The sequence below is a fragment of the Onishia taeanensis genome (assembly GCF_900100755.1).
GTDB classification, from domain to species: Bacteria; Pseudomonadota; Gammaproteobacteria; order Pseudomonadales; family Halomonadaceae; genus Onishia; species Onishia taeanensis.
This window is the reverse complement of the sequence record NZ_FNCI01000014.1, coordinates 71878-84173: the sequence shown is the minus strand read 5'-3', so window position 1 is coordinate 84173 and position 12296 is coordinate 71878. Positions and strand designations below refer to the sequence as shown.

General features: G+C 64.6%; 12 protein-coding genes and 1 pseudogene. 8 read left to right on the top strand and 5 right to left on the bottom strand.

What is annotated here, in order from left to right:
* Nucleotides 1-259: 259 nt before the first annotated feature.
* Nucleotides 260-1669 carry a glutamate--ammonia ligase gene (gene glnA, locus BLR71_RS14635; RefSeq protein ID WP_092528081.1) on the top strand — a complete coding sequence of 470 codons (1410 nt, stop codon included), beginning with the start codon at nucleotides 260-262 and terminating at the stop codon, nucleotides 1667-1669.
* Nucleotides 1670-1806: 137 nt separating this feature from the next.
* Here glnA and BLR71_RS17955 read toward each other — a convergent pair whose 3' ends face one another.
* Complete coding sequence (locus BLR71_RS17955) at nucleotides 1807-2001, bottom strand: hypothetical protein (protein ID WP_245696492.1); 195 nt, start codon at nucleotides 1999-2001, stop codon at nucleotides 1807-1809.
* A 1-nt stretch (nucleotide 2002) separates the two neighbouring features.
* On the opposite strand from BLR71_RS17955, the gene BLR71_RS14630 reads away from it, so the two are divergent.
* The 5 genes and pseudogenes from BLR71_RS14630 to BLR71_RS14610 all read left to right on the top strand — a co-directional run bounded on the left by BLR71_RS14630 (nucleotide 2003) and on the right by BLR71_RS14610 (nucleotide 6917).
* A complete protein-coding gene (locus tag BLR71_RS14630) occupies nucleotides 2003-2524 on the top strand; it encodes a DUF4124 domain-containing protein (protein WP_245696491.1) in 522 nt (173 codons plus the stop codon).
* Between the two features lie 286 nt (nucleotides 2525-2810).
* A complete protein-coding gene (glnL, locus tag BLR71_RS14625) occupies nucleotides 2811-3872 on the top strand; it encodes a nitrogen regulation protein NR(II) (RefSeq protein ID WP_092528075.1) in 1062 nt (353 codons plus the stop codon).
* A 55-nt stretch (nucleotides 3873-3927) separates the two neighbouring features.
* Entirely contained in the window at nucleotides 3928-5337 is a 1410-nt protein-coding gene (gene glnG, locus BLR71_RS14620; protein ID WP_092528072.1) for a nitrogen regulation protein NR(I), read from the top strand.
* A 118-nt stretch (nucleotides 5338-5455) separates the two neighbouring features.
* A pseudogene (locus tag BLR71_RS18090) lies at nucleotides 5456-5515 on the top strand (hypothetical protein); the annotation flags it as partial.
* Nucleotides 5516-5579: 64 nt separating this feature from the next.
* Nucleotides 5580-6917, top strand: a complete 1338-nt coding sequence (locus BLR71_RS14610) for a deoxyguanosinetriphosphate triphosphohydrolase (RefSeq protein WP_092528069.1) — start codon at nucleotides 5580-5582, stop codon at nucleotides 6915-6917.
* 12 nt (nucleotides 6918-6929) lie between these two features.
* Here BLR71_RS14610 and BLR71_RS14605 read toward each other — a convergent pair whose 3' ends face one another.
* Nucleotides 6930-7760: an ATP-grasp domain-containing protein gene (locus BLR71_RS14605; RefSeq protein ID WP_092528066.1), complete on the bottom strand. Its 831-nt coding sequence runs from the start codon at nucleotides 7758-7760 to the stop codon at nucleotides 6930-6932.
* A 347-nt stretch (nucleotides 7761-8107) separates the two neighbouring features.
* On the opposite strand from BLR71_RS14605, the gene BLR71_RS14600 reads away from it, so the two are divergent.
* Nucleotides 8108-8911, top strand: coding sequence for a ribonuclease T2 family protein (locus tag BLR71_RS14600; RefSeq protein WP_245696490.1), 804 nt, complete (start codon nucleotides 8108-8110; stop codon nucleotides 8909-8911).
* A gap of 63 nt (nucleotides 8912-8974) precedes the next feature.
* On the opposite strand, the gene BLR71_RS14595 is transcribed toward BLR71_RS14600, so the two are convergent.
* Entirely contained in the window at nucleotides 8975-9886 is a 912-nt protein-coding gene (locus BLR71_RS14595; protein ID WP_092528063.1) for a nuclease-related domain-containing protein, read from the bottom strand.
* Nucleotides 9887-10025: 139 nt separating this feature from the next.
* Here BLR71_RS14595 and BLR71_RS14590 point away from each other — a divergent pair, with 139 nt between their 5' ends.
* The gene (locus BLR71_RS14590) at nucleotides 10026-10910 is read left to right on the top strand and encodes an NAD-dependent protein deacetylase (RefSeq protein ID WP_092528060.1); all 885 of its coding nucleotides are present in this window, start codon (nucleotides 10026-10028) and stop codon (nucleotides 10908-10910) included.
* 42 nt (nucleotides 10911-10952) lie between these two features.
* Here BLR71_RS14590 and BLR71_RS14585 read toward each other — a convergent pair whose 3' ends face one another.
* Both BLR71_RS14585 and BLR71_RS14580 read right to left on the bottom strand, forming a co-directional pair.
* Nucleotides 10953-11327, bottom strand: coding sequence for a translation initiation factor Sui1 (locus BLR71_RS14585; protein ID WP_092528128.1), 375 nt, complete (start codon nucleotides 11325-11327; stop codon nucleotides 10953-10955).
* A gap of 213 nt (nucleotides 11328-11540) precedes the next feature.
* A complete protein-coding gene (locus BLR71_RS14580; RefSeq protein WP_092528057.1) occupies nucleotides 11541-12224 on the bottom strand; it encodes an HAD family hydrolase in 684 nt (227 codons plus the stop codon).
* Nucleotides 12225-12296: the final 72 nt, after the last annotated feature.

Sequence of the window (12296 nt, the reverse complement as noted above, 5' to 3'; positions counted from 1 at the left end):
TTTTTAATCAGTTCGTTATTCTTTTTCCCCTGCCCTTGTGCGCCATTTTGGCACGTCCCCTGCATTGTACTTTGCACTAACATTTTGCAGTGATATGACGCCTTTCATGTCCTGCGCCGGCAACCATGGGCCTGACGCCTTTGGCATGGTACAAACGATTCGGTCCCGTTTTCTTAAGCAGCGGGCTCGAGGAACGTAACGACCTCGCCGGGCACGCACGCCAACCAAAAGAGCCATCGCTCATCCTCTGGAGGACACCATGTCTGAGAAGACCCTCGCACTGATCGAAGAACACGACATCAAGTGGGTAGACCTGCGCTTCACCGATACCATCGGTAAAGAGCAGCACGTCACCATTCCGGCCGGCTCCGTGGATGAGGAGTTCTTCGAGAACGGCCAGATGTTCGATGGTTCTTCCATCTCTGGCTGGAAGGGCATCAACGAGTCCGACATGATCCTGCGCCCGGAAGACGGCAGCGCCTATCTGGACCCGTTCACCGAAGACGCCACCCTGGTGCTGCGCTGCGACATCATCGAGCCGGCCACCATGCAGGGCTACGAGCGTGATCCGCGCTCCATCGCCAAGCGCGCCGAGGCTTACCTGCAGTCTACCGGCCTGGGCGACACCGCCTTCTTCGGCCCGGAGCCTGAATTCTTCATCTTCGACGAAGTGCACTGGAAGTCCGACATCCAGGGCTCCATGTACAAGATCACTTCCGAAGAAGGCGCCTGGGCGACCGACTCCACCACCGTGGAAGGCGGCAACCTGGGCCACCGTCCGCGCGTCAAGGGCGGCTACTTCCCGGTTCCGCCGGTAGATAGCTTCCACGACATGCGTAGCGCCATGTGTAACACCCTGGAAGCCATCGGCCAGAGCGTCGAAGTGCACCACCACGAGGTGTCCAACGCCGGCCAGAACGAGATAGGGGTCAAGTTCAACACCCTGGTCAAGAAAGCCGACGAAGTGCAGTCCATGAAGTATGTGATCCACAATGTGGCGCATGCCTATGGCAAGACGGCCACCTTCATGCCCAAGCCGCTGGTCGGCGACAACGGTTCCGGCATGCACGTCCACCAGTCTTTCTGGAAAGACGGCGCCAACCAGTTTGCCGGTGACGAGTACGCGGGCCTGTCCGAAATGGCGCTGTACTACATCGGCGGCATCATCAAGCATGCGCGTGCCCTGAACGCCTTCACCAACGCCTCCACCAACTCCTACAAGCGTCTGGTGCCGGGCTTCGAAGCACCGGTAATGCTGGCCTACTCGGCGCGTAACCGCTCCGCGTCCATCCGCATTCCTTACACCGCCAGCCCGAAAGGCAAGCGCATCGAGGCCCGCTTCCCGGACCCGACCGCTAACCCCTACCTGTGCTTCGCGGCGATGCTGATGGCCGGCCTCGATGGCATCAAGAACAAGATCCATCCTGGCGATGCCATGGACAAGAACCTGTATGACCTGCCGCCGGAAGAGGGTAAGGCCATCCCGACCGTCGCCGAGAGCCTGGACCAGGCCCTGGACGCGCTGGACGCCGACCGTACCTTCCTGACCGAAGGTGGCGTGTTCACCGACGACATGATCGATGCCTACATCGAGCTCAAGGAAGAAGACGTCGAGCGTCTGCGTATGACCACGCACCCGGTCGAGTTCGACATGTACTATAGCTGCTAAGAACAGCTGCTAAGAACGGCTATTGATTGCCGACGCCGGCTCGAGGGCCGTGCGTTGGTTAGTCGCCAAAGGGGACCGCTCACGCGGTCCCCTTTTTTGGTTACACTCGGCGTATCCAGTAGCGATCAGCCAGTCGTCTACACGGCCGGCAGCCAGGGAGAGCAAGCGATGCTAAGCGTCAGGAGAGTCGCCACCGCCGCCAAGTCGGCGATGTTGTCGCAGAAATGGCCGTTGAGGAGGCCACCGCTCACCGCGGCGCGGTCGAAGGTCATATGGCCGGCGGTGGTGGCGTTGTCGCTCGCCCTGGCGCCCGTCTTGGCATCGGCGGCCACCGTGTATCGTCATGTCGATGAGCAGGGCAACGTCAGCTACTCCGACCGGCCGGACCAGGGCGAAGCGGTGACGCTTTCGCCGCTGACCGTGGTGCCGGCCACTCCCGATGCCTCTTCGTCCTCCTCACTCAACAGTCGCCCGCAGCCTAGCAATGCCGGCAGCCAGTCGGCGTCGTCTCCCTTCCTGCCCTATACGACCTTTCGCATCGCGTCTCCCAACAATGAGCAAACCCTGCCGACGGGCTATGCCGGGAATGTTCAGGTCGAACTGTCGATCGAGCCCGCGCTGCGCAACGATCACCGGGTGCGCCTGCTGGTGGATGGCCAGGTCAGCCAATCGGCGATGCACACCACGGTGTTCATGGTGACCGGCCTCAATCGCGGCGAGCACCAATTGGTCGCCGAGCTGCTGGATGCCAATGGTCGGGTGCGCCATCGTAGTGAACCGGTGACGCTCTTCGTGCAGCGCGCCAGCGTCAACCTGCCCCGCAATCCGAATAACCCCGGCAATTCCGGCGGCTAACATCGTGCGGCGCCCTGAGCGCTGCCCCTTGCTTGATGTGACGCCTTGGCGAGTCCCCCACGCGATAACCTCTCCGCGATATGCGCTCTAGCGCAGCATCTTTCGCAGGCCTCTTCACGGCGGTTGTCGCTTATGGTGAGCCCTGCGGCGACAGCGAGCAGGATTTTGCACTATTATGGTGCATGAAATGATCATCCCTGTTTCCCTATAGCCGTAATCACGGTCTCGTGCAGGCTGGCGCGGTTCTTGCACAGCTATAGGGAATGCCGACCGAGCGAAGTGCACCATGTATCAACGTCTGCTGGAGCATCTGAGTGCGGCCGTCCTGTTGTTGGACGGCGGCCTGCGGGTGCGCTGGATGAACCCGGCCGCTGAGGCTCTGCTGGCCGTCAGCCTCAAGCGGGTTCGCGGCACCTGTCTCGAACCTCTGGAAGGCATGGACGGCGCCATTTCCGAGGTGCTGTGCAAGGCCCGCGATGAGCTGCACCCGTTTACCCAGCGTGAGGCGGTACTGACCACTGGCTCCGGCGAGGTGGTCACCGCTGACTTCACGGTGACGCCGCTGTCGAAAGAGGAGCTGCTGCTCGAGATCGAGCCCCGCGACCGCCTGATGCGAATTTCCCGCGAAGAGGCGCTGATTGCCCGTCAGCAGACCATCAAGACCCTGACTCGCGGTCTGGCCCACGAGATCAAGAACCCGCTGGGCGGGATACGCGGCGCGGCGCAACTGCTGGAGCGCGACCTGCCGGATCCGTCGCTCAAGGAGTTCACGCGGGTCATCGTCGAGGAGGCGGATCGGCTGCGTGACTTGGTCGATCGCATGCTGGGCCCCAACCAGCCGGCCCATGATGCGCTCTTCAATATTCACAAGGTACTGGAACGGGTGCGCTCGCTGATCTCCGCCGAGCGCCCGCAGGTGCGGCTGGTGCGGGACTACGACCCCAGCCTGCCGGAGCTGCAGGGCGACGAGGCACGCATGATCCAGGCGGTGCTCAACATTGCCCGCAATGCGGTCGAGGCCATGGGGGATGCCGGCACCCAGGACCCGGTGCTGACGCTGCGCACCCGCGCGCGTCGCCAGTTCACGCTGGGGTCCGAGCGCCATCGGCTGGTCTGCGAGGTGGCGATCATCGATAACGGCCCAGGGATTCCCGAGTCGCTGAACGAGACCCTGTTCTTTCCGATGGTGTCCGGTCGCGCCGAGGGCAGCGGTCTGGGACTGTCGATCGCCCAATCCATCCTGCACAAGCACCAGGGGCTGATCGAATGCGATAGCGAGCCGGGTGCCACCGAATTCCGGTTGCTGGTGCCCTTGGATGCGTCGTCACAACGCAAGGAAGCCCAATAATGAAGGGCTCTAACGTCTTTTTCATTGCTTACGCCCTGACCCTGCTGGAGGCCTCATGACCGAACCTGCGCGTATCGTTATCGTCGACGACGACCGTGCCATCCGTTGGGTGCTGGAGCGCTCCCTGGCGCAGCCGGACCTTACGGTCGAAAGCTTTGAGCGCGCCGATGCGGCGCTAGCCAGCCTGGAAGAATCGCCGCCCGATGTGTTGGTTACCGACATCCGCATGCCGGGGCTCGATGGTCTCGAGCTGATGGCGCGGGTCCGCGAGCGACATCCGGATATGCCGGTCATCGTGATGACCGCCCACTCGGATCTCGATAGTGCGGTGGCGTCTTACCAAGGCGGAGCCTTCGAGTACCTGCCCAAGCCGTTCGATGTCGACGAAGCGCTGGCGCTGGTGCGCCGTGCCGTGGCGCACGCCCGCGAGCGCCAGCGCCCGGCCGAGACGCCTGAGGGCCTGAGCGCCGAGATCATCGGCGAGGCGCCGGCGATGCAGGAGGTGTTTCGCGCCATCGGCCGACTCTCGCATTCGCACATCACGGTGCTGATCAACGGCGAGTCCGGTACCGGCAAGGAACGGGTCGCCCAGGCGCTGCACCAGCACAGCCCGCGGGCCGGCAAGCCCTTTATCGCTCTGAACATGGCGGCCATTCCCAAGGACCTGATGGAGTCCGAGCTGTTCGGCCACGAAAAGGGCGCCTTCACCGGTGCCGCCGCTCAACGCCGGGGCCGCTTCGAGCAGGCCGACGGCGGCACCCTGTTCCTCGACGAGATCGGTGACATGCCGCCGGATACCCAGACCCGGCTGCTGCGGGTGCTGGCCGACGGCGAGTTCTACCGGGTCGGTGGCCATGTCTCGGTGAAGGCCGATGTGCGCATCATTGCCGCCACCCACCAGAATCTCGAGACCCTGGTCAGCGACGGACGCTTTCGCGAGGACTTGTTCCACCGCCTCAACGTGATTCGCGTGCATCTGCCGACCCTCGCCGAGCGCCGCGAGGACATTCCGCGCCTGACCCAGCACTTTCTTGCCGAAGCCGCCAAGGAGCTTTCCACCGAGGCCAAGGTGCTGACCCCCGAGGCCGAAGCACATCTGGCGCGACTGCCCTGGCCAGGTAACGTGCGCCAGCTCGAGAACACCTGCCGCTGGTTGACGGTGATGGCCTCCGGTCGCGAGGTACTGATCGACGATCTGCCGCCGGAGCTTCGCTCGACTGAAGGCACCGAAGTGGCCGCCGGCGATTGGCGCAGCGCCTTTCGCGAATGGGCCGATCGTGCGCTGGCCGCCGGGCAGACGCACCTGCTCGAGGAGGCCGTACCGGACTTTGAGCGCATCCTGATCGAGACCGCGCTCAAGCATACCGGTGGGCGTAAAGGGGAAGCCGCAGAGCTACTCGGCTGGGGGCGCAATACTCTGACCCGTAAGCTGAAGGTGCTGCTGCCGGCGCTGGCCGACGACTGAAGGCTCAAGGCCGTGCCGCTTGCCGGAGTTCCCGAGGGCATCCTAATCGAAACGGCGCTCAAGCGACCCGGCGGGCGCTCTCCACAAGACCGGCGAAGCCGCCGAGCTACTCGGCTGGGGGCGCAATACCCTGACCCGTAAGCTGAAGGTGCTGCTGCCGGCGCTGGCCGACGACTGAGGGGCGGCACTGGCTCGGTGGCGAGGGGGGTGCCAGAATGGAGGCCCTGACCTTAGGAGGCGTCATGACGCTGATGCACTGGGAACGCCTGCTGGACCCCCACCGGCTCAACGACAAGCCTCGCGCGTCCCGCGAGGAACTGGGCCGTAGCCCGTTCCACAAAGACCATGACCGGATCGTCTTCGCCGGTTCCTTTCGGCGCCTGGGCCGCAAGACCCAGGTGCATCCGCTGACCGACAACGACCATATCCACACCCGGCTGACCCACTCGATGGAGGTCGGCTGCGTGGGCCGTAGCCTGGGCATGATCGTTGGCGAGGGGCTGCGCGAGCGGCTACCGGAATGGATTACGCCCGCCGACCTGGGCGTGATCGTGCAGGCGGCCTGCCTTGGGCACGACATCGGCAACCCGCCCTTCGGCCATGCCGGTGAATATGCGATACGCGACTGGTTCAAGCGTGCCGAGGCCGACGGCCTTGGCTATCTCGAGGAGCTATCGCCCCTCGAGCGCCGCGACCTGCTGACCTACGAGGGCAACGCCCAGGGGTTTCGCATCGTCACCCAGATCGAATACAACCAGTTCAACGGCGGCATGCGCCTGACCGGGGCGACGCTCGGCACCCTGCTCAAGTATCCCTGGACCGTGGAGCACGGCGGCGGGGCCGGCAAGTTCGGCTGCTATCAGTCCGAGCGCGAACAGCTCGCCGACGTCGCCCAGCGGCTCGGCCTCAAGCGGCGCGACGACTGGGCCTGGTGCCGACATCCGCTGGCCTACTTGGTCGAGGCCGCCGACGACATCTGCTACGCGCTGCTGGATCTCGAGGATGGCCTCGAGATGGGGATTCTGCGCTTCGATGAGGTCGCCGAAATCCTGGTGCAGATCGCCGGCGGTGAACCGGAGGACTACCACGCCATGAGCGAGCAGGGCGTGTCCCAGCGTCGCCGCATTGCCGCGCTGCGAGGCGCCGCCATGGAGCGGGCGGTGAATGATGTCGGCACGGTTTTCGTCCAGCATGAGCAGGAAATGCTGGCCGGCACCCTAAGCGATGACCTGCTGGAGCTCTGCCATCCGGATCTTGGCTGGGGCGTCAGTGCCGCCAAGCAGCTGGCCCGGGAACGCATCTTCCAGAACGAGCGCAAGGCCAAGCTGGAGATCGGCGCCTACACAACCCTCGGCATTCTGCTCGAGGCCTTTATCGGCGCCGCCCATGAGCTGCATACCACCGGGCGCTCGACCTTCAAGCACCAGCGGGTGCTGGCGCTAATCGGCGAGAATACCCCGCGGCCGTCCTGGAGCCTCTACGACAGCTATCGGCGCATGCTGGATTTCATCGGCGGCATGACCGACCACTACGCGGTGGATCTGGCGCAGGAAATGGGCGGTCGTTTGAAAGCCGACTGATATCGGCTTGGCTCAGGCGGTCATCTTGAGCGGCGGTTCACCGTCCGGGTCGCGCTCCGGATCCAGGTCCGGGTCGATGTCAGTGCCAATGCCCAGCACGCGCTTGATGGCGTGGCCGATGCGCTTGCTGCTGTCGGCGATGCCTTGATTGCCGAACAGGCGGTTGAACTCGAATACATAGGGATGGCCGTCGACCATGGCGATATCGAAGCCGGCATGGTCGATATCGAGTTCCCGGGCCAGGCGCAGCGCCAGCGCGGTGGCCGCTTCGGGGATGTCATCATGCTCGACGCGCCCGCCCTGGCTGACGTTGGCCCGGTAGCCCCCAAGCGGCGTGACCCGCCAGTAGGCGGTGAGCACTTCGCCACCGACCACGACGATGCGTAGGTCACGGTCGACCGGCAGCCGCTGCTGGGCGTAGAGCACCGGCTCGTCCTCGATATGCGCCTCGAGCGCCTCGCGGCAGTCGATCAGGCTGACGCCGTCGCCCATCGAGCTCTTGATGCGCTTGGCGATGAAGGGATAGCCGAAACGCGATTCGACAAGGTCAAGCGATGCGCGCGACGTGCCGAGAATCTCGGTAGGCGGCACATGCTCTGGGCAAACTGCCATGAAGGCACGCGTCTGTTCGACCTTGTTGTGCCCCAGGTGATAGCTGGCCAGGCTCGGGAAGATGCGCGCCTTGAGCCCGTAGACCAGGGTATGCACCTGCCAATAGGCCGGGAACAGCAGCCAGTCGGCGGCCTGGATCTCGTCGAGATGATCGTACATGCGCTCGGGTTTGATATAGCGAACGCCGGCCAGCCCCAAGGTGCGAAAGACGTCGAACGTGATTATCTTCATTAGCTAAGTTTTGAGAACTCCCATGAAAGGCGCGGATTATTATCCGAGCCATCTGGGTCTGGCAAGCATTATCGATCATTGTTTGATAACCCCTTGATGCGCCCGTTAATCCCGCCGACGCTTGCCCTCGGTATGCTTGGATCTGGCGAGCGCCATCCCCGTTATTCTGGAAGAGTGATCTCTGAGCCAGTGATCCTTGGACCAGTGACTTTTGAGCCAGTGACTTTTAGAGAGGAGCGAACATGCCTGGATGTCCGAGTTGGCCCTTTCGGCGTAGCGGCTGGATACTTTCCGCGATGCCTGGACGGTTGTTGAAAAGCTGGCGGAGCCGGCGGTCGAGCAGTCGATTGGGCCTGTCGCTCGGGCTAGTGATGGCGTTGGTGGTGAGCGGCCCGGCGATGGCCCGCGAGTCGTCCGCGCTTGCTTCCCTTAGCTCTCTTGCGGCGCTTTCCGATAGCGCCGACGGCGCCGACTTTGCCCACTACACCCTGGCGCTGACCTGGCATCCTGGTTTCTGCAGCACCCACCGCCAGCCGCCCAGAGAGTGCCGTGACGCCTCGCTTTCCCGGGGCGCGGCGGATGGCTTCGTGCTGCACGGCCTGTGGCCCTCGCTGCCGGCGCGCTTTGCCAAGGACGGTGTGGTGCGCCAGGCGTGGTGGCGCCAGGGATGTTTCATCGAATCGCCGCGAGCAAGCGGCAGTTTCTGCCGTGCCCATCCCCCGTTCCATCTGCCCAAGGCGCTGGATCAATCGCTGGACCGCGCCATGCCGGGGCGGGCGAGCTGTCTGGATCGCTATGAATATGCCAAGCACGCGGCTTGCCTGGCGCTGCCGGCCGATGACTATTTCGCTGCCGCCGTGGCCTTGCGTGAGGCGGTCAATGCCAGTGCCTTCGGCGACTTCGTCAATCGGCATCGTGGCGGTGAGGTCCCGCGCAATGCGCTGATCACGGCCTTCGAGGCCGCTTTTGGCGAGGGTACCGGGCGGGCACTGCGGCTCGAGTGCGGCGGGCGCGGCAACCGGGTGCTCAAGGAGGTGCGCATCGGCATCGCTGCCGAACGCCTGGCGGCCTTTCCCGCTGCGTCCAGCCTGGTGGCGCTGGGGCGCGGGCGGTGTGCGACCCGGCTGCGCGTGATGGCAGTCGCCCCCTAGCGGCCTCGAGCGTGCTGGCAGGGACGGTGGCACGCGCTATGGTGAGCAAGCAAGAGCAACAGCCTAGAGCGAGGGGCCGGCAAGATGGGCGGGCAGCAGATGAGCGCTGCGATGCATCAGGGCCTGGTTGATGCGCTCATGCAGCTCGTCGGGCAGCGGCGCGAGCTGGGTCTCGGTGATCAGGGCCGCGAGCCGTTCGCCGTCGACGACCTGAATGTCCGATGGGGCGTCGCTGCTGTCGATGTCCCAGCCTGGCAGGGCGAGGATGCCGGCTACCGGCACCTCGGTGCCGCACTCACGGCTCAGCCAATGGCGCAGCCAGGCCGTGGCCTGGCGGGTCTTGCGTAGCGGCTGGCGTTCGCTCCAGCCAGGGAAGCGCAGCCGCGTGCCCTCTACCGCGACCTGCTTCTGGGGTACGCCGCGTGCATTCAAGGGCTGGGTGCGGGCGCGCGTCTCGATCACGAAGACGCCATGGGGCGTGACCGCCACGTGGTCGATGCTATAGGTATCGGCGGGAATATCGTGGAAGATAAAGAAAGGGTGGGTTTCGGGGCGAATCAGGCGTTGCAGTTCCTGCCCGACGGCCAGTTCGCAGGCGAGCCCTAGCTTGAGGCGGCGAATGCGCTGGAAGTCACGGATCAGGCGCAGGCAGCAGATCAGCACCAGGGCCGTGCTGAGCCCACCGTAAAGCGACCATTCGAGCCAGTACTGGCGGTCGGCGAAGAGCATTCGCCCCATGCCGTAGACCATCGGCGCGAGCACCACGAGGGGGCCCAGGGCGCCGTCCAGAAACAGGGCCGCGAAGGCGTGGTCGAGTCGGTCGCGCAGCGCCTGGCCGGGGCCGCGCAGCGGATGCGCATCGAAGGGCGAGCTGACGCGGGCGTCATGCAGGTTGCGCAGCGCCACCACGATCACTGCCATGGCCGCGAGCGGGAACAGGAAAATCAGCGGTAGCAGGTATTCCAGCCAGGCCATCGAGGCCTCCTTGCCCGAAAGGATGCGAGGGATTCATTCTAGAGGGCCGCGGCAGCCGAGACTATGGCCCCGGCCTTCGATAGCCCCTCAATCGTGGCGATCACTCTAATACGCGACCCATCAACCCTAGAGAGAGACCATGCTTACGTCATCTCCTGCCGACTCAACGGGCCATGATGCCATCGCCGATCCGGGGCATGTCGCGGCGCTAGCGGCCTTCGTGCGTGCCCACCCGCGGCTAGTGGTGCTGACTGGCGCCGGCGTCAGCACCGAGAGCGGCATTCCCGACTACCGTGATGCCGCCGGCGACTGGAAGCGCCCCCCGCCCATGCAGCATCAGCGCTTCATGCAGAGCCATGCCGCACGCCAGCGTTACTGGGCGCGGGCCCTGGTCGGCTTCCGGGCGCTCAGCGATGCGCGTCCGGGGCCGGCGCATCGGGCCTTGGCTCGTCTCGAGGCCTTGGGCCACGTGCATACCCTGATCACCCAGAACGTCGATGGCCTGCATCAGCGCGCCGGCAACCGGCGGGTCATTGACCTGCACGGCCGGGCCGAGGTGGTGCGCTGCATGAGCTGCCAGGCGCTGCGCATGCGCTACGACCTGCATGCCGAACTCGAGGCCAATAACCCGCACTGGCTTGAACTAGACGCCACGGCGGCCCCGGATGGCGATGCGGACCTGGAGGTCGACTTCTCGGATTTTCGGGTGCCGTCCTGCGGCCGCTGCGGGCAGGGCGTGCTCAAGCCGGATGTGGTGTTCTTCGGCGACAGCGTGCCGGCTTCCCGCGTCGAGACGGCTCTGGCTGCCGTGAATGATGCCGATGGGCTGCTGGTGGTCGGCTCGTCGCTGATGGTGTATTCGGGCTATCGCTTTGCGCGGGCGGCGGCTCAGGGTAATACGCCCATCGCCTGTCTCAATCTGGGGCGTACCCGTGCGGATGAGCTTTATGCCCTCAAGCTCGAACGGCCGATCGGCACCACCCTGACCGCTCTGGTCGCGGCGCTCGAGGCGTCTCGAGTATAGGCGCGGCCTTAGCCGTCTCGGGCCGCGATCTTTCCGGCATCACTAGCCGCCGGCCAGTTTGACCTTGTAGCCCTTGGCCTCCAGGGCATCCTTCAAGGCTTCACGCTGGTCGCCCTGGATCTCGATGACCCCGTCCTTGACGGCGCCACCGGTGCCGCAGCGCTTCTTCAGGGTCTTGGCCAGGGCTTTCAGCTCGGCTTCGGGCAGCGGCACGCCGTCGATGGTGGTCACGCCCTTGCCCTTGCGGCCGCTGGTTTCGCGGCGGATGCGTACGATGCCATCCAGGCCGGCCAGGCGCTCGCGCTCGGCCAATGCCTGGCATTCGCAGTCGTTGATCGGCTGTCGGCAGTCGGGGCAGGTCTCGCCATGTTCGGTGGAATAGACGAGGCCGCGCAGTTGATCATGCAGGGACGCCATGTCGCGCTCCGGACGGTGAAGGATGTATGCGCCATGATAGCGCAGCATCGCACGCGACTCATGGCGTGGATTTATCCACACCCTCTCTGCCGCCGCACTTACCCACAGCCCGTTATCCAACGCCACCTAACCAGAGCCGCTAAAAAAGCCCAAGGCGCGCGTATCGGGCGATGAACTCTGGATAACATCTGACGGCGTCACGGGGCGACGCCGTCAGAGTGACAGGCTGGCGACCGCTTCATGCGCCAGATGGCCGATCACGGTGGGTAACTGGTGCATGTTGCTGATCTGGATTGCGCCTTGCGGTGTGGTTTCCACGTCGGGGAAGCGGTTCAGGTGAATCACCTGCATGCCGGCGGCCAATGCGGCCTTGACCCCGACGATGGCATCGTCTATGGCGATGCATTCGCCGGGTTCGTAGCCCATCAGGGAGGCGGCATGCAGATACAGGCAGGGGTCCGGTTTCCAGCATTGGACGGTATAGCCGCTGATCAATCGGTCGCCAAAGTAATCGCCCAGGCCGGTGGTCGTGAGGCCGGTGCGAATCTTCGACTCCGGCCCGTTGGATACCACCGCCCGTGGATAATCGGCGAGCGCCTCCAAGGCCTCGCGAACGCCGGGCAAGGGAGCAAGCTCGCTGGCTAGCCTCTCGGCCAGACGCGCGCGCATGTTGCTTTCCCCAAGGCGCAGAGCGTCGGAGTCGATGGCGCCGTGGCGGCGCTGCAGCTCGGCGACGATATTCATGAAGCGGGCGCCGCGGAACTCGCCCATGTAGTCACTGGCGGCGAAGGGCAGGCCCAGCGCCGTCAAGCTGGAGGCCATCTCGGCGGCCAGCAAGGGTTCGCTATCGACCAGGGTGCCATCGCAATCGAACAGCAGGCATCGCGGAATTGTCATCGCCGATCCTCTGAGGCAAGACAGGGGGACATCATACCAATGTTACAACTATCGGCACGTCTCGCCAGAGAT